Origin of the sequence: Ureibacillus sp. FSL K6-0165, from assembly GCF_038004285.1 — a bacterium.
Classification (GTDB): domain Bacteria; phylum Bacillota; class Bacilli; order Bacillales_A; family Planococcaceae; genus Ureibacillus; species Ureibacillus thermosphaericus.
The window spans coordinates 1-20,118 of record NZ_JBBOQS010000001.1; the positions used below are offsets into that span (position 1 = coordinate 1).

19 protein-coding genes and 1 pseudogene are annotated in these 20,118 nt (G+C 32.9%); 8 read left to right on the plus strand and 12 right to left on the minus strand.

The window, feature by feature from the left end:
• Nucleotides 1-265: 265 nt before the first annotated feature.
• The gene (locus NST00_RS00005) at nt 266-712 is read right to left on the minus strand and encodes an Hsp20/alpha crystallin family protein (RefSeq protein ID WP_016839601.1); all 447 of its coding nucleotides are present in this window, start codon (nt 710-712) and stop codon (nt 266-268) included.
• A 418-nt stretch (nt 713-1,130) separates the two neighbouring features.
• Between NST00_RS00005 and NST00_RS00010 the strand changes: the two genes are divergently transcribed.
• Both NST00_RS00010 and NST00_RS00015 read left to right on the plus strand, forming a co-directional pair.
• Nucleotides 1,131-1,604, plus strand: a complete 474-nt coding sequence (locus NST00_RS00010; protein ID WP_340709449.1) for a hypothetical protein — start codon at nt 1,131-1,133, stop codon at nt 1,602-1,604.
• A 117-nt stretch (nt 1,605-1,721) separates the two neighbouring features.
• Nucleotides 1,722-2,006, plus strand: coding sequence for an amphi-Trp domain-containing protein (locus NST00_RS00015; protein ID WP_340709450.1), 285 nt, complete (start codon nt 1,722-1,724; stop codon nt 2,004-2,006).
• Nucleotides 2,007-2,356: 350 nt separating this feature from the next.
• Here NST00_RS00015 and NST00_RS14915 read toward each other — a convergent pair whose 3' ends face one another.
• Nucleotides 2,357-2,470 (minus strand): hypothetical protein, encoded by a 114-nt coding sequence (locus NST00_RS14915; protein ID WP_445329565.1) that lies wholly within the window; start codon nt 2,468-2,470, stop codon nt 2,357-2,359.
• A gap of 231 nt (nt 2,471-2,701) precedes the next feature.
• Here NST00_RS14915 and NST00_RS00020 point away from each other — a divergent pair.
• The 3 genes and pseudogenes from NST00_RS00020 to NST00_RS00030 all read left to right on the plus strand — a co-directional run bounded on the left by NST00_RS00020 (nt 2,702) and on the right by NST00_RS00030 (nt 4,351).
• Nucleotides 2,702-3,174, plus strand: a pseudogene (locus NST00_RS00020) (hypothetical protein).
• A gap of 233 nt (nt 3,175-3,407) precedes the next feature.
• Entirely contained in the window at nt 3,408-3,968 is a 561-nt protein-coding gene (locus tag NST00_RS00025; RefSeq protein ID WP_340709451.1) for a hypothetical protein, read from the plus strand.
• 38 nt (nt 3,969-4,006) lie between these two features.
• Nucleotides 4,007-4,351, plus strand: a complete 345-nt coding sequence (locus NST00_RS00030; protein ID WP_340709452.1) for an S-layer homology domain-containing protein — start codon at nt 4,007-4,009, stop codon at nt 4,349-4,351.
• A 362-nt stretch (nt 4,352-4,713) separates the two neighbouring features.
• On the opposite strand, the gene NST00_RS00035 is transcribed toward NST00_RS00030, so the two are convergent.
• From NST00_RS00035 to NST00_RS00055, 5 genes are all read right to left on the minus strand, one after another.
• Nucleotides 4,714-4,911, minus strand: a complete 198-nt coding sequence (locus NST00_RS00035; RefSeq protein ID WP_016839607.1) for a hypothetical protein — start codon at nt 4,909-4,911, stop codon at nt 4,714-4,716.
• Between the two features lie 444 nt (nt 4,912-5,355).
• Nucleotides 5,356-7,008: an S-layer homology domain-containing protein gene (locus tag NST00_RS00040; RefSeq protein WP_340709453.1), complete on the minus strand. Its 1,653-nt coding sequence runs from the start codon at nt 7,006-7,008 to the stop codon at nt 5,356-5,358.
• Between the two features lie 265 nt (nt 7,009-7,273).
• The gene (locus NST00_RS00045; RefSeq protein ID WP_340709454.1) at nt 7,274-8,755 is read right to left on the minus strand and encodes a serine/threonine-protein kinase; all 1,482 of its coding nucleotides are present in this window, start codon (nt 8,753-8,755) and stop codon (nt 7,274-7,276) included.
• Nucleotides 8,756-8,967: 212 nt separating this feature from the next.
• Nucleotides 8,968-10,677: a phospho-sugar mutase gene (locus NST00_RS00050; protein ID WP_340709455.1), complete on the minus strand. Its 1,710-nt coding sequence runs from the start codon at nt 10,675-10,677 to the stop codon at nt 8,968-8,970.
• Between the two features lie 248 nt (nt 10,678-10,925).
• A complete protein-coding gene (locus NST00_RS00055; RefSeq protein WP_016839611.1) occupies nt 10,926-11,414 on the minus strand; it encodes a competence protein ComK in 489 nt (162 codons plus the stop codon).
• Nucleotides 11,415-11,738: 324 nt separating this feature from the next.
• On the opposite strand from NST00_RS00055, the gene NST00_RS00060 reads away from it, so the two are divergent.
• Complete coding sequence (locus NST00_RS00060; protein ID WP_340709456.1) at nt 11,739-12,230, plus strand: sigma-70 family RNA polymerase sigma factor; 492 nt, start codon at nt 11,739-11,741, stop codon at nt 12,228-12,230.
• A 168-nt stretch (nt 12,231-12,398) separates the two neighbouring features.
• Here NST00_RS00060 and NST00_RS00065 read toward each other — a convergent pair whose 3' ends face one another.
• Complete coding sequence (locus tag NST00_RS00065; RefSeq protein ID WP_340709457.1) at nt 12,399-13,766, minus strand: sugar transferase; 1,368 nt, start codon at nt 13,764-13,766, stop codon at nt 12,399-12,401.
• Between the two features lie 115 nt (nt 13,767-13,881).
• Nucleotides 13,882-14,874 (minus strand): UDP-glucose 4-epimerase GalE, encoded by a 993-nt coding sequence (gene galE / locus NST00_RS00070; RefSeq protein WP_339289601.1) that lies wholly within the window; start codon nt 14,872-14,874, stop codon nt 13,882-13,884.
• 263 nt (nt 14,875-15,137) lie between these two features.
• Between galE and galU the strand changes: the two genes are divergently transcribed.
• Nucleotides 15,138-16,016: a UTP--glucose-1-phosphate uridylyltransferase GalU gene (gene galU, locus NST00_RS00075; RefSeq protein WP_339289144.1), complete on the plus strand. Its 879-nt coding sequence runs from the start codon at nt 15,138-15,140 to the stop codon at nt 16,014-16,016.
• 99 nt (nt 16,017-16,115) lie between these two features.
• The gene (locus NST00_RS00080; RefSeq protein WP_340709458.1) at nt 16,116-17,396 is read left to right on the plus strand and encodes a glucose-6-phosphate isomerase; all 1,281 of its coding nucleotides are present in this window, start codon (nt 16,116-16,118) and stop codon (nt 17,394-17,396) included.
• A gap of 91 nt (nt 17,397-17,487) precedes the next feature.
• On the opposite strand, the gene tagD is transcribed toward NST00_RS00080, so the two are convergent.
• The 3 genes from tagD to NST00_RS00095 all read right to left on the minus strand — a co-directional run bounded on the left by tagD (nt 17,488) and on the right by NST00_RS00095 (nt 20,089).
• On the minus strand, nt 17,488-17,886 hold the full coding sequence (tagD, locus tag NST00_RS00085) for a glycerol-3-phosphate cytidylyltransferase (protein ID WP_339289148.1): 399 nt from the start codon (nt 17,884-17,886) through the stop codon (nt 17,488-17,490).
• A gap of 77 nt (nt 17,887-17,963) precedes the next feature.
• Entirely contained in the window at nt 17,964-19,208 is a 1,245-nt protein-coding gene (locus NST00_RS00090) for a flippase (RefSeq protein ID WP_340709459.1), read from the minus strand.
• A 56-nt stretch (nt 19,209-19,264) separates the two neighbouring features.
• Nucleotides 19,265-20,089: a LicD family protein gene (locus NST00_RS00095; RefSeq protein WP_340709460.1), complete on the minus strand. Its 825-nt coding sequence runs from the start codon at nt 20,087-20,089 to the stop codon at nt 19,265-19,267.
• Nucleotides 20,090-20,118 lie beyond the last annotated feature (29 nt).

Genomic DNA, 20,118 nt, shown 5'->3' on the forward strand with positions numbered 1-20,118 from the left:
CAAAAAGAAAAAGCACAAACTTTCTTAGTTTGTGCTTTTTCTTTTGGGCTACCAACCTGGTATTTCCTAGCGGGAAAAGTAATTTATTGCTATAGAGGAAATAATCCTATATACAATTTTAGTCTATCACTTATAGAAAAAAAGAACAATGAATAAGTTGAATTTCATGAAAAATATTTATCGAAAATAACAAGAAATTGTAATTTCATTTAAGACAAAAAGTAAGAAAAAGAGCTATGACAATACGTCATAGCCCCATTCATTTTTATTTAATTTGTATACGTCTTGAAGGACTCTCATCATCCGGTGAAATTTTTGGCAGTGTAATTTTTAATACCCCATTTTCTAATTCTGCTTCGATTCTGTCTTGATCAATATCGTTTACATAGAATGAACGGTAAAATTCACCGAAATGACGTTCTTTACGGATAATACGATCTTTTTCATCTCGTTCTTCTAAGCGATCATCTCGTTTTGCACGAATTGTTAAATAGTTATTTTCTATATCAATTTGAATGTCATCTTTTGAAAAACCAGGTAAGTCAGCTTGTACAATGTAGGCATCTTTCGTTTCTGTAATATCTGTGCGGAGTGATTTGAAGTCATTGCCGAATGCAGGTAGGAAATCTTGATTAAACATATCATCAAAGGCACTTTTGAAACGTTCAAATAAATCATCATTTCTTCTTCTGAACGGTCTTAAATCGAACATCTCAATTCCTCCCTATTTATAATTTTGTACAAGTACTTGTTACATCTTTATTTTATCCTTTTTTTGCATTTTCATTTGAGCATTTTGTAAATTGAAGAGAATTTATCATATTTTTATCATACTTTTGACATACATTTATTACGGTTTCATCAAAAATTCTCCGCATTTCTGTAATATTTTATTCTCAAAGAAACAGAATGTGCTTTATTTTTTATGAGGAATTTTATTTCTACGTTGTAAAGTTTAGACTTTTTACTTTTTAAAGAAATAATATTTAAGAAAAAAGTAATTTGTGAAGTAAGCTCTTTAAGCAGATTGATTCATTTTCTTGAGAAGTTGGGTTATTTCATTCAAATGGATACATATAATACATTGATTTTCCTAAGAAAGATTCCTATCTTTGGAAAGGAGGTGTAGGATGTCTCCGAATTTTGATGAGAGCTATATTGTTGGTCTTATTGGGGGATTCTTTGTACTATTAATTCTCGCTGTGATTTGCTATGTAATTACTGCACTTATTTACTTTTTTACAGCAAAAACAAATGGTCCTGAAGATCTTGCGTTTTTAGCATGGATTCCTTTAGTAAATGCATATTTACTCTTCGCTTTTGGATCAAAGAAAACGACTCCGGAAGAAGTGAAAAAAGATGCATTAACTTGGATGATTATATATGCTGTGTTATTTGTAGTGTCATTTATTCCATTTATCGGTTGGTTAGCTTCATTAGCGATGATGGTAATCTTTATTTATTACAGTTACCGTTTATTTTATCGTTGGACGGGAGAATCAGGGAAAGCCGTATTATTTGTGATTCTTACTATCGTGACATTTAGTATTTTCTTCTACGTATATGGTTTAATCAAAATGAAACAAGAATTTGTTGCTGAATAAAAAATAGGCTAGAAAGTATTCACGATGAGTACTTTCTAGCTTTTTTGCATGCGGAAAATTATTTTTACATCTAAGGTCGTGTTACAATGGAAGTAAGAGATAAAGGAGGCGATTACAATGGAACGTACAAATCAAGAAAAACCTTTCACACAAGTGCTTATTAAACATAAGGAAGTGCAAAATGTCCAAGATTTTGCAACAATGCTTGAGAAAATTGCACAAAAGTTGAAAAAAGAAGGAAAATTCACTTTCGTACAAGGAACAGAACAAATCGAAGTGTATCCAAGAAATCAATTGAAAGTCGATTATAAGTACACGGTAAAAGGCGACAAACACGAATTTGAAATTGAATTCGAATGGTCTCCAAATTTCATGGTTGAGAATAAAATGACCATTGAATGATTGTATTGGTAAACTTTTTCGAAAGCGGTTTCAATTTTCGCAATGCTTGGCCGAGGTTTAAAATAAATGTTTCATATTATATTTGGATAATCATATTAGCTAATGAGGGGAATTCCTGATGCTTAAGGGGATTCCCCTTTTATTTCTTTAAAAAAGTAAGGATTGACGAGAAGTCATATATCCCTGAGCAGTTCTTTACTAGTTCGCACCATTTCCTCATCAAAAATTGTGATGTAAACAAAATCTACATTTTATTCCTGTAAAAATTATTGGATTTTAGTTATGGCTATTTCTAACGCTTCCCATTTTGGATAATCAAAAATTCCTGATGAAATAACCGAAAAGGCATTCTATACGCATCCATATTCCTTTGTCAGTTTCAATGACTCCGTATAGCAAGATGCAAGTAGTTCCTTCTCATTGTGATGACCCCCCTGCAAAACAAAAACTACTATATTGATAATGTACTATTATTCTACATTATTCTTCTTAGAACTTTATTAAAGTAGTAACCATTATTTCATTTAAGCTTTCCTTACTCTCCCCTCATGATAGGTTAGCTCCTAATATCAATCATAATAGTAAAAATCAAATAGTATAATCTACCAAATAAAAACAAACTCATAAAAATATACCTTTTTTACCAACTATATGGTAAATCATTAATAAATATTGCTTTTATTAGGAGGGAAAAAATGAAACAGTTTGTATTCTCAACAAGTTTACTTTTCTTCTGGATTAAAGGTAAAGTGGAGGTTGATAGTCGCTTTGTTAAAACTAACTTGACTAATACAATTTTAGGATTTATTCCAGCTGGTAAAGACCAACAAAGCATTCCTTTAAAAAACATCTCTGGTTCTATGTTAACTTCAAAATATCTTATTAAACCTATTATTTTAGGACTACTTATAATATTTTTTGCATTAGACACTATGGTTAATAGTTTTATTGGGGGGTAATTTTCCTAGTTATTGGTATAGGAATTTTAGGTAGTGGAATCCAAACATTATTAATAATTGAAAAATCAGGAAATCCATATTATATTAGTGTTCCATTCTATGAAAAACAAAAATTGCAACTGTTAAGCGAACAAATACATAAGGCTTTAGCCGATGATACCGATAAAACAGATTTAAATTTATTTTTTGATAGAAAGCCAAACACCTAAATACCATTTATGTAGTAAAACTCTTTTTATATAAGTAACAAAGGAGAACTTTTTCTATGAATAAATATACATTTTCATTTTTAGTAGGATTGTTCTTGTTTATCTTCTCAAATTCTGCTTTTGCAAGTTCGGAAATTACTTTTGGAAAAGCTTAAGAAAGCAATAACACAATAATAAGTAGAAGTTCTACAAGTTCTAAAGCCAATCCTGCAAAAAAATATGAAAATTTATATTTGGAACCAGGAACTTATTATATTGTTATTTATGATAATTATTTTATCAATCATTACACAGGAAAATACAATATAACAGCTAATTTTACACCAGCCAACAATAATGAAGCGGAACCTAATAACGGTACTGCACAGGCACAACCACTTGAATTTGGTGAAGTTCTAAATGGCTTTTTATCATATAGCGACTCTACTGATGTATTTATGATCGATGTTCCTAATAAATCAGATATAACTATCAATGTTAAAGCTGCATTAACAGCTTGGGTTTCCTTAAAAGTAAGAGATAATGAAGATAATGTAATATTCATCGATTCTTATAAGAGTACAACTAGTAATCCCGCAAAAATTAAAGAAATTTTAAACCTTAAACCTGGAAAATATTATGTTGAAATTTTTGATAATAACTCTTTTGATTATGCATTTGGAAACTATGAATTATACGTAACTGGTCATGGGATAACAACTATCAAAGACTATCAACCAGCCTATTGGGCAAATTCTTTTGTTTGGGGTGCAAAAAATAATATTATCAATGGAGACAAAAATCAAATTTATTGAACCCTAATAAGAATATTACTGAAGCACAGTGGTTAGCAATGCTATTGCGATATGCTTATGATGCAAAAGATTCTACATCTGGTATTTGGTACAATTCCTACTACACGCTAGCAAAACAACAAGGTATTCCTGTTGCGAACAAACCAAATCAACCCTTGAGACGCGGGACAGTAGCAATGATGTTAGTAAAAGTGTATACAGGACAAACAGTTTCTGAAAGAGATGCGATTCAATGGTTATATGATAATGAAATTACGACTGGTGTTGACCCCTCAAAACCTAAAAATTATGATAACTTCAATCCAAATGGTCATATGACACGTGCACAAGCAATTACATTTATGTATAGGTTATATGAAAAAGATATAATTCCACAAAAATAAAAATATAATAGGTTACTATGTACGATTATAACATAGTAACCTTTCTATATTTCGGTAAAAACTACCGTACTAGGTACCACTGTCTCAGTCAAAAGATATAGTGCCTGAAACTTCAACACCAAATCTGCTGTTGTTATCTTGCCACCGATATCTGAAGTTTTCACCACTTTTTCTGTTGGTTGAAGCAAGTACACGCACAAGCATGTACTGCTTTCTTTTATCAATTAAGGAGGGAATCTATATTAATTAGAGGGGTATTTCAGTTTGTATCGAACAGCTTATCAGCTATTTTTATTAAAAAGAATTTAAGTTTAAGGAATTCGTTCGTTTCTAAGCATGATAGCTTTTCTCAAATTCAAAGTTCAGATGCTTGGCACTTCTACCAAATACACTTTCAATTCTTTTGTATTGCCGTCAATGGTTAATTTAATTGTAAAGGAGTCTCCAACTTGAAGACCGTTTTTACCTATTGCGATGGATAATTCTGGCGTACCATTGGCGGAAACAATACCACTGCCTATGGTTGGATCAATATCTGACACAACAATTTTTTCTTGCATTTGTAAAGTTTATAACCATCCTCCTACTATTATTTTGATATTGATAATCGTTATCAATATAAAACATTATATCAAAGCTTTTTTAATTTTCAATAGTTAATTGAAAATATTTCTCATTTGAAGGATAACTCTATCTCTTACTGGAGGTGCGATTTATTGATATGTGTTCAGGTTTACATTTCTTATAAATATTGGATTCATTCAAAAATAAAAAACTGTGCTAGACATTCGGTTAATTTGAATGTCTGCACAGCTAATAATCCATTTTACAACTAATAAACTTTTGATAGCTTCATAAAAATCATTAGATGCTTTCTTACCTTTTAGCGATGCTGCTTCTGCCTGTTGCACTACAGAAACTTACAAGCTGTTGCAAAAGTTTTTCAAACTAAAAAAAGCGGATTGGGAAACATCATTTTCCTCAATCCGCTCTGATTTTTAGCATTAATACTTTCCTAATCTTGGTTCAATACCTTCTCTTTTGAGGCGGTGCATAAAGGTAATCGCTTGTGCTCGCGTCAAGTTGCCTGCAGGGTTAAAGTTCAAATAATCTTGTGGTTTAGAAACATTTGTACCTGTCGTAATTTTATTTTTATACATCCAATCTACTGCTTCTTCCTCTGACATATTTTGACCTGTGTAAACTTTTGCTAACATTTTCGCTACAAGACCACGACGCAATGGCTCGTTCGGCTTTTTGCTCACTTCAATTTTTTCTCTTACCGCAATTTGATAATATGTGTCATACCAGTTCCCATTCGGCGAATCCTTTGCCTCATGTGGCAACGCATATCTTAATAACATCGCTAGCCATTGAGCTTCCGTAATATTTTGATTTGGATTTAAACGATTTGTTACTGGATCCCCTTTGATGACTTTGTTTTGAATGCCCCATTCAAAAGCTGGCACCCAATATGCTCCTGCTTCATAATCTTTAAATTTCTCTATCGAAATGTAACTATCAGCTAATCTTAAAGTATATGGAACTTTATTATTGTTCCCTTGATCATGGGATACTTTAATTGTGTAGAAACCTTGTACTAAATCTAGATTCCCTATTTTTTCAACCGATCCATTCCCATTAGCAGTATAATAATCTTTCCGCACTTTTCCTAATGAATCGGCAATTTCTACTTTAAAAGTAGTCCCGCTCAATTGAGTCATATACACATCAACATTTGTTTGCCCGTTAATATAGAGGCGATAGTAATCTACATCATGATTTGTGCTTAATACCCCTTTTGCAAACTGCCCTAAGTACATTTCATTAGCAGTGGATGGAGTATTGTTCAGTTCTGTTTCAAAATTCGCATCCGCTCTGAAATTCACAGTGAAGTTATAAGGGATATTATTTAAATCTCCCTCTTTAGTAAGGATTTTTAAATAATAAGTTCCTTCTGGTAGCCCAGTATGGATAATTGTTGTTGTACCGGAAGCATAAGAAGTTTCCCAAGTTTCTATTGGATTTCCATTGGCATTTAACAAAGACACTTCAAATTTCGTTTTAGGCGATTGAGTGATGTTCACCTTTACCTCACTATTTGCTGCTAGCTTGAAAGAATAGAAGTCACTCGTTGGATCTGCCCAACCTGCATACGTTGTATTGAGTAAAATAGGATTTGCTTTATTTCGATCATTGTTATCTTCTTTTTCCACAAGATCTGTTGCTGTATAGTTAACTTTTAATGTATATGGCGCATTTGTGCTATCGCCTTTAAAGTGTTCAACTTTTATATAATACGTTCCTTTATCTAATCCTTGGAAGAATAGCGTTTCTACTCCTTGATTTGGAGCACTTTTTGTTTCATATACTTCCAATTCTTTATTAAATGAATTGATAAGCGTTACGCGAAATTGGGTTTTTTCAATATTTGTCATCCCTACTTCGATTTTCCCTGCTCGATTTAGGGTAATTTTATAGAAGTCTTTATCATTTAAATTTGCGATGTTTGCATTCACAACTGCTCGGCCATTTTCAAACTTAAGTTCTTTTGCTTGGGATATAGAGTCATTTGGCTCGTTTTCTGCCGCAAAAGCTGTACTTATCGTAAATATAAGTGCAGCTACCATCGTAAAAACTTGCAATAACTTTTTCAACGCAATTCCTCCTCCTACCTAATTGTGTTTTCTAGGTATAATGTTAACAATAGAGGAATTGTTTGGTAGACCCATTTTCAAATATGGTCCTATATGCCTTGAAAAGCTACTAGGCATTTTTATGATGGTGCCCAACATTTCTTGTGAGAAACACAGTTTCCAGCATCTCTATGTTTGGCGCTTCATTCCTGGTGCCAGTTACTTTTTGTATAGTGCAAGGTACTCATTTAGATGGTACCTAGAATGTTTTGAACTTTTAGCAACTTCATATACTTACTTTTACTGACTGAATTGCTTTTGCAATGTTACGCGAATGTATATTACTTGCGTTTAACTTTTTCAATTTAACAAAATACATGCCTCTCTTTGAAATATAGTAAGCAAGTTCTTCTTCTATTTCTGCAGGCACCTGATTTTTTGTAATGATATCTATGATTAAATCTTGTATAGCCCATTGATCATGATAGGAAGCTAACTCCCACATTTCTTTTAAGCATTCCAATTGGATAGCAGAACTTTGTGGTACAGCCTTAAAAAATCTGTTGAGGAAATAACCAAATGAGTTCATTGCACTGAATGGCCATCCTACTCGTGCATAACAATGGTTAAGATTTTGAATAAACAATTTTATAAATTTTAGCGCTTTATCTTCTCCTATATCTGATACAAACTTTGATATTTCGCTTATATTATCAAAGTAGTTTATTATAGGCTCGATAAAATCGTAATAAACATGATCATATATATTTGATTTCATAATAACTTCGTAAAGTTCTTTCGACTCAACACCGTTTTTTTGATTTAAATATTCCCTCACAGTCATATGCTCCCAATTTAAAAAACTCAACTTTGATTGCAGCATCTTATTTTTGAGCAATTCCTTTTTTAAAACCGAAACATTTTCAAATCGATCCTCTATTTTTTCAGAAATTGCACCTTTAATAATGAATTTAAATGCTGATGGAGCATCACGCAAATTGCTTGGTTCTCTTCCTGTAAGAACAAAGTATAATATTTTCCCTAAGGAATATATATCGCTCTGAATAGTTGCATCCTTTAATTTATCTACTTGTTCTGGTGCTGCATAGTAATAAGTTCCAGTACAATATCCACCTTGAGAAAATCTAGAATAATCCTTTTCTACCCCAAAGCCGCTGATGTACCATTCCCCATCTATTAATAAAATATTTTGTGGAGTTAGATTTCGATGTAAGATACTTCTAGAATGCGCAATTGATATTCCATCAAGAATACGTTCAAAAATATTGGTACGTGTTTCAATATTTAAGAGTTGATGATTACTTGTTATATATTGTTGCAAATTTTGTTCTGCATAAGGCATGATATACCACAGTTCATCTTCATTATAGGCTATTAATGGAACGATATGTGGTTCCCCTTTTAGAACATGCAATATGTCAATTTCTCTTTTAAATCTTTTTACAGTTGCTTCATCGTTTTTAAATTCCCTCTTCAATTTTTTAACAGCGTATTTGTGACCATTCTCATCAACATATCTTGATACAATTGTAATTGCGCTTTCACCAATAATATCTTCATATTGTAGTTCGCATAACATAGCTTCTTCTTCCTTTAATGGGATTTTATTTTCATGGTTCAATTTAAACAATTCTGAAAGTATTAAGAATGTATTGCTAAATAGAAAACTCCACTTATGCATTATTAATATATTGTTATCCTGTACTGTCACTTGATCAACATGAAAATTTAATAGAATCAGGGACATTACCATTTCATCGTTTTTTAATAATTGTATATCAAGTTCATACTACATTTATTCTTTTAATCATAATTAGGGATATTCTATTCATAAGTGTAAAAGAAGGTAGATCAATTATAAGAAAAAACGGCACAAATTCTTGTGTGATAAGAATTTATGCCGTTTTTATCCTTATAAAAATGTTTAGTGATAGGGTCTTACTCAGACACCTTTCTGTCTCATCTCGCCAAGTAGTGATGCCAAGCACTTACTAAGGATTCCAGCGACTCTTCCGCTGCTTCTCTGCTTTCTTTCACCACACCAAAGTAGAATTTACATTTTGGTTCAGTTCCGGATGGACGGATCGTTACCCAGGAGTCATCTGCCAACACAAACTTCAATACATTTTCCTTAGGCAAAGTTAATGGCTCAGTTGTGCCGTCCACCAAATATGCCAAACTCTTCCAGTAATCTTCCACCCTTACTATCGGTACGCCATCAACTTCCTTTGGTAAATCCTTACGCAACCCATCTAAAATGGCTTTCATTTTCTCTTGTCCATCTTTTCCTTCAAACACTTTTGACACTAGAGCCTCACGATAATAACCAAACTCCCCATATAACTCTTCCAACACTTGCGACAATTTTTTTCCTTTCGTAGCATAATGAGCTGCCATTTCAGCGACTTGAATCGCTACTTGCACGGCATCTTTATCGCGAGCAAATGGCTTAATCAAATAACCATAACTTTCTTCATAACCAAATATAAATGTATATTCTTCCGTTTTCTCAAACTCCGCAATTTTTTCAGCAATGTACTTAAATCCAGTTAATGTGTCAAAAGTCTTTACATTGTATTTCTTCGCAATCGCAGTACCCATTTCTGAAGTTACAATCGTCTTCACCATCGCGCCTTTTTCCGGCAAAGTACCTTGCTCTCTCTTCGTCTCTAATAAATATTGTAATAATAGAGCACCAAGCTGATTTCCTGTCAAAAGCTCATACTTCTCCCCGTTCCAAACAGCAACACCGAGGCGATCGGCATCTGGATCGGTCGCCAATAACAAATCTGCCCCAACTCTTTCTCCCAACTCCATCGCAATCTTAAAAGCAGCTGGCTCTTCAGGATTCGGGTAAGCAACTGTTGGAAACGAACCATCTTGAGTTGCCTGGGATTCTACTACATGAACATTTGTAAATCCAAATGCCTCTAATCCTTTTGTTACTGGTACAAAACCTGTCCCGTGCAACGGAGTATACACTATGCTTAACCCAAGAGCTAAGTCTTGTCGATTCTTTAACGTCAATAAATTTGCCAAATACTTTTCATCATACTCTTCTAAAATCCAATGCAATAAACCTTGCTTCTCTAATTTATCTTCAGACGCCACTTCAATCGCAAATATATCCTCAATTTTTTCCATATGATCCACAATTGTTTTCGCCGCTGATGGAACTAACTGCGCCCCATCTTCGCCATACACTTTAAAACCATTATACTGTTTTGGATTGTGGCTCGCCGTAATCACAACACCTGCGAAGGCATGTAACTCTCGAACAGTAAAGGACAATTGTGGTGTTGGCCGCGGTTCCTTATATAGATAAGAAGAAATTCCATGAGCCCCTAAAACACGAGCCGTCTCCAACGCAAATTCATAAGAATAATGCCGAGTATCATAAGCGATGACGACTCCCCGGCGTTTTGCTGATTCCCCTTGAGAATCGATATAACAAGCTAGCCCTTCAGCAACTCGACGAATTGTATAGATATTCATGCGATTCGTACCAGCACCTAGGATACCGCGCATCCCTGCTGTCCCAAAGGATAAATATTGATAAAACCGGTCCTCAATCGCAGCAAAATTTTCTGCAATTTGCTCCAGTTCTTCTTTTAAATAATTCGGCAAGTCTTCATTTTTCCATTGTTGATAAAGTTCTATCACACTCATTTTGACACCTACTCAATAACGTAATTGTACCTTCATTTTCATGCTTTTAATTATGGCATAGATAAACTAAAAAACCAATGTTGTTACTATAATTAGGAATTAGAGTAATTTTAAATAAAAATGAAAAGAGCAAATTGGAAAACGCTTCGTTTTCACAATTCGCTCCTTTTTCGAGACCATTAGATTGTCCCTTTATGATGAAGAGGAGAATGGCAACAATAGTTTAACAGATTTTAAAAAATATTCCATTACAAATTGATAAATCTTCTTCTGCCTGAAATATATTTTGTTTCACATAACAATGCAAGGGCAAGTCTTCTTCTTTCCCACACTTTTTCCGCTGATAATCGAATAAGAAAGCGTTCGTTATTATGGAATATAATATAGCAATGATTTTTATCAACAGGCTGAACTTTGAAAGTTAAATCGATAACCCATAATGGTTCTCGGTAATCTTTATATGGAAATTGACAGGCTACAATTCCTCTTTCTTCAGAAATAATGATGGGCGGATTTTTCCGTTTTCTTAAAATTCTTCTCGCTGATTTTAGTCGCCCATTTAAATCCGAACCGAAATAAATACAGATGTCATCCAGAAGTTGATACGTGTTTTTGGTTGAAGCTATTTTCCCATAATCATAAGTCAAAACCTGAGATGAATGCACTTCAGTATAGAAAGGAGTAATTGCAAAAACATTAAAATTTTTCATCATGTCCAATTCATTGAATTCATTCATACAATAACTTCCTCCTATGCTAATTTGCTTCATCTATTTTGAAATAGTAAATATTTAATGAACTTTTCCAATTTTATTTATAAAGGATAATAGAATTGAACCGTTTTTACTACTTACAACTAAAATTATACAGAATAAACAAAAAAATACAATACAAATTATGGAATTTTTAAAATTTTCTTTAATTTATAGATAATAGTATAGAAAAATCTAGTAATTATTAGTAGAAAATCATGATAATAGTCGATTCGAAAAAATATAAAACTTCTCTTACGATAGTAGCACCCGGGAATATTGATCAGTACTGATCGTAGGAGAAGAAGGATGGAAACATTTGATCAAGTACTCGAACAATATACACCGATGATTTATAGCGTAGTAAAACGAGCAAAGGTGTACAAAAACCACGACGATTATCGTCATTGTGCAACAATCGCATTATGGAATGCATGGAGAAACTATGAACCTTCTTACGGCCCATTTGCACCATATGCTTATCGCACAATGCTCACGACGATTTACCGAGAAATGAGCAAGGAAAATCATTATGAGAAACATTGTACAAGCTTCGACAAAGAAACTCTTACATTTTTAGCACAACAGATGGAAATCAAAAACGGTGGACAGTCAAGCTGTTCGGATATTTTTTTGAAGCTGGAGACAATCGTCTCTAAGGAAGAAATGGAACTGCTGTTGGATCTTTATTATTACCGATATAAATACGATGAACTAGCGGAGAAATATCATGTTTCTGTTTCAGCTTTGAAGAAACGGAGAAATCGATTGATCAAACGGTTGCGGGAGGAGTTGGGGTGAGAGTGTAATGCTGGGTACTTGATGCAAAATCGAATACGGGCAGTACTGAATAATCATTATTTTTTGTACTGCCCGATTATTTAGTCTAATGTCTTGGTATCGATATACTGAAGTTATATACCAAAAAAGCTATCTCCATATTTAATAATCTTGCCAACACTTAAGTATTCACGATTTTAAAGTAAGATTCTTCGTCTCGATTCTTTCTTTTCTCGCTTTCTTTCCTTCAGCCTTTGTTTTGTCAAATAATACAATAATTGTTTTAAATTGAATAATAATATCTAGAATGAATGAATAATTTCTAATGTAGAATAAATCAAACCGTAATTTATCATCAACACTAGTTGTATATTTACCCATTATTTGTGCATAACCAGTAATACCTGGTTTAACAATATTTCGATAAAAATAATGGTTTAATTCCTTTTCAAACTGTTTTGCAAAATATTCTCTCTCAGGTCTTGGACCGACAATGGACATATCACCTTTAAGCACATTTAGCAATTGTGGCAATTCATCCACTCTTGTTTTACGCATAAATCGACCAACTTTTGTAATACGGGGATCATTTTCTCCTGCTAATACAGGACCTGTCATCTTTTCTGCACCTTCAACCATTGAACGGAACTTATATATAATAAACTCCTTATTGTCTTTACCTAAACGTTCTTGCTTATAAAAAATACTGCCTTTTGGATCCTCCAACTTAATAAGGAGGGCAAAAATTATAAACAACGGTGAAAGCAGAACTAAAGCAATAAACGATGCAACGATATCATATAACCGTTTTACAGCTTGTTGTCCCATCGACAAGCCAAGTGGTTTCATTGCCATGACCATTGTATCATCTATAGTTGTATTAACTGAGTGGGCCAATAATAAATCATAAAGATTTGGAATTACATAAACAGGTTTACCCTTTTCGACAGAATGGTAAATCACTTTTAGCTTTTTCTCATTTTCAATACCCGAACCAATCATTATAGAATCTACAAATTGTAAATGTTTCAAAATTTGATTTATTGGTTCACTGCTGCAGATAAATTTCACATGTACTTTTTTGCCATATTGATTTAAAATTTGGTCAGTAATTTTATCTTCTTCTTCTTCACCGCCAATAAAAAGAATGGTTCCGATGCTTTTTGAAAAAATTATATTGTATAAAATCTTCCAAGAGATTAACAAAATATTCATCAGTATGTATGCAATTAATATGACAGAACGTGGAAGTGCAAATTCACGGAACAAGAAGGAAGCTGCCATCGTAAAAAATAGCATTAATGTACTTGCAATGACAATGCTTCGTATAATATCCCAATTACTTTTTGTATCAAATATATATAATTCGTACATTACAATAAAAACTAAACCTATTAATAGTATCCATGGTAATAGAGAAATAAAAGCATTCCAGTTTTGTGGATTAATATTATCAAATCTTATATGAAATGCAAGAATATAAGCCGCAAATATAAATACTATATCTATAAAAATCATTAAATATTTGCGACTCTTATGACTTACTACATCTGACAAAAAAAAACCCCCTAGTATTTAAAAATATACTAGGGTCATTGTAACATAAATATAATTAAATTCACTAGAGTAATATTGGTAATATTTTGTTAAATGTTTGGGATGTACTAAAAACTTAACGACTTTGACGACTTTCAAATCTCCAAGCATCTCTACACATATCAACAATACTTCGTTTAGCTTTCCAACCTAATTCTTTTTCTGCCTTCGAAGCGTCTGCGTAACAAACCGCAATATCTCCTGGTCTACGTTCCACTATTTCATATGGCACTTTTATTCCATTTGCCTCTTCAAAAGCATGAACTAACTCTAACACACTAGTTCCTTTCCCAGTGCCCAAATTGTAAATATGTACACCTTTTGAAAGATGCTTATACGCTGCTACATGCCCTTCTGCCAGATCCATGACATGGATATAATCTCTCACACCTGTACCGTCCGGTGTAGGATAGTCATTGCCGAATACTCTTAACTTTTCTAAATCTCCTTTTGCCACTTTTGTAATATATGGCATCAAGTTATTTGGAATGCCATTTGGATCTTCCCCGATTAATCCACTCTCGTGGGCACCAACTGGGTTAAAATATCTTAAAATCGAAACAGAAAAGATTGGATTCGCCTTTGCCACATCCATTAAAATCCTTTCACTCATAGCTTTTGTTTCGCCATAAGGGTTCGTTGTCGGCAATAGCTCCATTTCCTCTTTAAAAGGCACTTTATTTTCACCATAAACGGTTGCAGAAGAGCTGAATACAAATTTATTCACATTATATTTTTTACATACTTTCGCTAAAATCATTGTACTTACTACGTTATTTAAATAGTATTTTAACGGTTCTGCAACAGATTCTCCAACCGCCTTATATCCTGCAAAATGAATAGCCCCTTCTATATCATGTTTTAAAAAAATTTGTTCCAAGGCTTCTTCATCAGTCACATCAACATTGTAAAAAATAAAATTGTCATTTAATTTTCGAAGATTTTCTAACACTGGAGGCTTACTGTTTGAAAAATTATCTACTATAATCAATGAATAGCCTTGTTCCATTAAAGCCACACATGTATGCGATCCGATATATCCGGCGCCACCTGTTACTAAAATTTTCATCATTTTTCAACCCCATCTATTTATCAAAATTGCCCATCAAGCTAGTAAAATAATAGCATAGTAAACAGAATAAACTAAATTTTAATTATATACAATAACTCCACTAATTTGAATTCATTGAAAAGATTTATTAATATATTTTTACTTACATATTCTATATTTTTTAACTCTTTATTGCTAAATGGAATAGTGAGTTTAATGTCAAGTCTTTCATGCTTTGTGTTATGATTATGAGTGTATTTATTAAGAAGGAGAGAGTTTGTTTGAAAAAAATTCGAAAAGCCATCATCCCAGCGGCAGGTTTAGGAACACGGTTTTTACCTGTAACGAAAGCCATGCCAAAAGAAATGTTACCGATAGTAGATAAACCAACCATTCAATATATTGTCGAAGAAGCGATTGCTTCTGGAATTGAAGATATTATCATCGTTACCGGTAAAGGAAAACGGGCGATTGAAGACCATTTTGACCACGCCTTTGAACTGGAGGCAAATTTAATCGAAAAAGAGAAATTCGATCTATTGGAGAAAGTCCGTGTATCATCGGATATTGATATTCACTATATCCGTCAAAAACAGCCTCTTGGACTTGGACATGCCATTTGGTGTGCACGTAATTTTATTGGTAATGAACCGTTTGCTGTCTTACTTGGAGATGATGTAGTTCAAAGTGAAACACCATGTTTAAAACAATTAATTAATCAATACAATCGCACTTTTTCTAGCGTCATTGGTGTAATGGAAGTGCCGGACAGCGAAGTTCACCGCTATGGTGTCATCGATCCAATTTCAACGGACACCCCTTTAATGCAAGTATCAAAGTTTATTGAAAAGCCATCTAGAGAAGAAGCACCTTCCAATTTTGCGATTATTGGAAGATATATCTTAACTCCTGAAATTTTCCGTTTCTTAGAACAAAAGAAAATGGGAAAAGGTGGAGAAATTCAATTAACAGATGCCATTGAAGAATTGAATACAATCCAACGAGTATTTGCCTATAGATTTGAAGGGAAACGCTATGATGTCGGTAATCAAATGGGATTCATTGAAACGACGATTGATTTTGCTTTAAATCGTGATGACTTACGGGAAGATGTAAAAAAATTCATTTTAGAAAAAGCAAAACAATTATCTGAACAATGATTCATTAGTGAGGAATTTTCAATGGTTTCCTCCAATAGCCATTTTGTTTAAATCTTTTCTATGTCATAATAAAAGGACGAATAAATATAGAAATGAGGCATGAAATTGGTCACTCATTTAGTACAAACTACACTTTTAAACTGTAATCTAGAAGAGCATGACATAGATCAATATAAAGACCAGGTTAAAGAAATCCACTATCAATTGGAAAATTCCAGTAATATGACGGGGTGGATTGACTATCCTTTACAAAATCATGATGAACTTTTCAAACAAATACAAAATTTGAAAAACGAAATCTGTGCAAAAGCAGATGTTTTAGTTGTTATAGGGATTGGCGGATCATTTTTAGGTGCCCGAGCGGTGCAAGATGCGTTAACTCCTTATTTTGGCATACATAAAAATGGAATTGAGATAATATATGTTGGGCATCATATGAGCGGTGCCTATATGAAACAAATTCTTACATATCTTGCAGATAAAGAAGTATATATTAATATCATTTCTAAATCTGGAGGAACAATGGAACCTGCACTTGCCTTCCGAGTATTACGCCAGTATATGGAAGAACGTTACGGTGAAGAGGCAGTTCATCGAATTATTATCACAACGGATCCTGAAAAAGGACTGTTAAAGAAAACAGCCGATTTAGCTGGATATCGCCGTTTCGAGATTCCTCCTAATATTGGTGGTCGCTATTCGGTGTTAACTCCTGTAGGACTGTTTCCTCTTGCCATTGCAGGTATTGAAATTGGACAATTTATGGAAGGGGCTAAAAAAGCAGCATGTGAATTAAAAGATCCTGATTTAACAAATAACCATGCTTACCAATATGCTGTTATGCGAAACATCCTTTACAACGAAGGGTACAGTGTTGAATTGCTCGCCTCCTTTGAACCATCGTTAAAGAAATTCCATGAATGGTGGATGCAGCTGTTTGGTGAAAGTGAAGGGAAAGAGAGAAAGGGACTGTTTCCAACTTGTGTTACTTACTCAACGGACTTACATGCAATTGGACAATTCATTCAAGAGGGTAGCCCAATCTTGTTTGAAACTCTACTTCATTTCCATGATATTGAAGGCGATTACATCGTGCCTTATGACGAACGGAATGAAGATGGATTAAATTATTTAGCAGGCCGCTCCTTTAACGAAATCAATGCAACCTCCAAACAAGGTACTGCTCTCGCCCATGCAGAAGGGGGAGTTCCAGTAATTCAACTAGAAATGGCAAAGCTGGATGCTTATCATTTAGGCTATCTTATCTACTTCTTTATGAAAGCATGTGCCATGAGTGCAAAATTAATTGATGTAAATCCTTTCGACCAGCCCGGTGTGGAAGCGTATAAGAAAAAAATGCTTGAATTGTTGAAGTCTTAAAAAAGCACAATTCAAAATCACAAAAAATCCACCTCCTTGTAAACATATGTATACAAGGAGGTGTTTTTTGTGTTATTTGAATCTAAAGCTTCTATTTAGCTGAATTCAATCCCAGTTCTTCTTTTATTTTGGTAGTTGATATTTCGGGTGTTCTGCTTAAATAAACCACTTCGCAATATTCTTTTAAGTAATCAAACTTCCCTTTCCAATCATCCCCAATGACAAAGGTATCCACCTTATAATTTAGAATGTCATCGATCTTTTGTTCCCAACATTCTTCTGGAATGACCAAATCGACATAACGAATTGCTTCAACCAACTTTTTTCTTTCTTCATATGAAAAGTAGCATTTTTTCCCTTTTTGTTCATTAAATTCATTCGTTGATAAACCAACTATTAGATAATCTCCGAGTTCCTTTGCTCTTTTTAATAAATTAATATGGCCATAGTGCAACAAGTCGAATGTACCGTATGTAATTACTCGTTTCAATTTTTTTCCTCCATATTTTAATTTCACTACCAACACTAATTCAATTTTATCTGATTTTAATAATACCCAACACCCGTTTATTGCTTATTCATAAAATTGCTATTTAACAAACCATATTTTTTTACGTAATAGTATCGATATATAAATACAAGAAGTTCAGTAAATAATACTAATAAAGCAACTAGTTTTACTGACAATACTGGTATTAAAATAACGAGGAGAACGACATGTATAATAGATGCATATATTACACTTTTATTAACTTCTCTTGTATATCCTAATGCTCCTAATAAAGGATACCCCATTAATATACTCGGCATCATATATATAGCAGCTATCATGAATATTTTTAATAAAACTGCACTTTCTTCATAACCGCTGCCAAATATTAATCTTATTACTAAATCTGAAAATATATACACAATCAATACAACAATCATATTTGAAATAGTTGAGAGTTTAAATAATTTTTTATAAAGGTGAATGTTTTTACTATGAGCTATATATGGATAAAGCACATTATTTAAAGGCTGATAAAGACTGACTGCAGCTCTGAACAATTTATCCGCTGAACCAAAAATCCCGGCCGCAGCTGGTCCCAAAAATAAACCCACAACGAAGGTATTGCTGGTAGTATATAATGAAACTGCAATTCGGGACCAAAAAAATTGTAAACTATTTTTAAACTGATTTATCAGGTTTTCTTTTGAAGGAATTGTAAACTTTATGTTAATGATTTTTAAAATGATGCATAGTGATATTAATCCTACTATTAAGTATCCTATAGAATTTAATAGTGCAACTAACGGCAAGTCATTTTGATCCTTTATAAATATAAAAATTGTTAGTGTAAAAAAGATTTTAATGCTGGCATTCAAAATTGTGATAAATTTCATTTTTTCTAATCCCTGATATACAAATGTTGAAAGCAGCATGTTCCCAAATACCATAATAAACATGATTAAATGTACATGCCAATACTCACTTATAGATGGTACAAACATAATTAGTGCAATTAAAATAAGTAAAGAGATGATCATTAAAATAAATTTAATTACTAATATGGAACTAAAAATTTCTGATAATTTTTTTGAATTATGTCTATTGATTGATACTTCTCTAGTACCAGATAAATCAAATCCAAAATCAACAATGACAATAAAATACGCAATAAGGGCTTGTGAAAAAATATATACTCCATATCCTTCAAGAGATAATACACGTGCAAGATATGGGAGTGTAACAAATGGAAGTATATAATTCAAAAGTTGCATTATCGTTAATGCTGAGAAATTTTCAATTAATCTTCTTTTATCTGTCATATTATCCATCATCACTTCAGTTTAATTTATAGGACCCGCATATTATAAAGCTAAGTTCAGTTTTTCGAAAAAATCTCATAACTTATAATATGTTTTGCTCTGTTTTGCTCTTCGATTGGCGGTACTGTCATATAATTGCTTCCGTAATGTTCCGTTAAATATTCAGTAATATTGGCTGGAACATTATAAGGTTTATTTTCAAATAATAATTTTTGAGTAGGAATTAGCCACTCTTTCTTATAAAAATCCTTCTGAATAAAATACTGTACATCAATGGCATATAAATTCTTATTCAACAATTTGCCCAATTTTCTATAACCTTTTAAACATAATAATACTATAGGTAGTGGGAGGAATCTCCTCATGATTTTGGCAATTCTTCTCTTTTTCCCTGTAAAAGTTTCGAATTGAATATCGTTATATACTGCTAATACTCGAAATACTAAGTTGCTAAAAAAAGGGCTTAATTTAAATGGTACTTGCGAAAATGGAAAAATATCTATAAATATCCCTTGATTAATGTTGTGAGTCTGCACATATTTATTGTCAGTAAATCCTTTTTCTACAATTCTGCTATTTTTATATCTTAATTTCGTGGCGTATCCAATTTTTGGGAAATTATCTGTAGTCCCATCCTGTACAAAAATATCATTCGGAAGTTCTTCTTTTAATTTTTTGATCAAAAAATGGTAATCATCATAAAAAATTCCTATATCAATATCGTCGTCCCAAGGTATAAATCCACTATGTCTATATGCACCCAAAGCACTTCCACCTTCAAGCCAATAGTGGATATTATGTTTTTCACACACTTTTACGAATTGATCCAACAAATATAATTGTACTTCTTTTAGCCCCTCTGGTTTTATTTGTTCATTCATTTTGCAACTTGCTCCTTATAAATTTTGAA

Excerpts from the sequence above, each read along its gene's own strand:
- NST00_RS00055 (WP_016839611.1), bottom strand. The coding sequence starts at position 11,414 with ATGAATGAATTCAATGAATTGGACATGATGAAAAATTTTAATGTTTTT.
- NST00_RS00060 (WP_340709456.1), top strand. The coding sequence starts at position 11,739 with ATGGAAACATTTGATCAAGTACTCGAACAATATACACCGATGATTTAT.
- galE (WP_339289601.1), bottom strand. The coding sequence starts at position 14,874 with ATGAAAATTTTAGTAACAGGTGGCGCCGGATATATCGGATCGCATACA.
- NST00_RS00050 (WP_340709455.1), bottom strand. The coding sequence starts at position 10,677 with ATGAGTGTGATAGAACTTTATCAACAATGGAAAAATGAAGACTTGCCG.
- NST00_RS00005 (WP_016839601.1), bottom strand. The coding sequence starts at position 712 with ATGTTCGATTTAAGACCGTTCAGAAGAAGAAATGATGATTTATTTGAA.
- NST00_RS00015 (WP_340709450.1), top strand. The coding sequence starts at position 1,722 with ATGGAACGTACAAATCAAGAAAAACCTTTCACACAAGTGCTTATTAAA.
- NST00_RS00045 (WP_340709454.1), bottom strand. The coding sequence starts at position 8,755 with ATGTCCCTGATTCTATTAAATTTTCATGTTGATCAAGTGACAGTACAG.
- NST00_RS00080 (WP_340709458.1), top strand. The coding sequence starts at position 16,116 with ATGAAATTGGTCACTCATTTAGTACAAACTACACTTTTAAACTGTAAT.
- NST00_RS00030 (WP_340709452.1), top strand. The coding sequence starts at position 4,007 with ATGCTATTGCGATATGCTTATGATGCAAAAGATTCTACATCTGGTATT.
- NST00_RS00095 (WP_340709460.1), bottom strand. The coding sequence starts at position 20,089 with ATGAATGAACAAATAAAACCAGAGGGGCTAAAAGAAGTACAATTATAT.
- NST00_RS00090 (WP_340709459.1), bottom strand. The coding sequence starts at position 19,208 with ATGACAGATAAAAGAAGATTAATTGAAAATTTCTCAGCATTAACGATA.
- NST00_RS00035 (WP_016839607.1), bottom strand. The coding sequence starts at position 4,911 with ATGCAAGAAAAAATTGTTGTGTCAGATATTGATCCAACCATAGGCAGT.
- NST00_RS00010 (WP_340709449.1), top strand. The coding sequence starts at position 1,131 with ATGTCTCCGAATTTTGATGAGAGCTATATTGTTGGTCTTATTGGGGGA.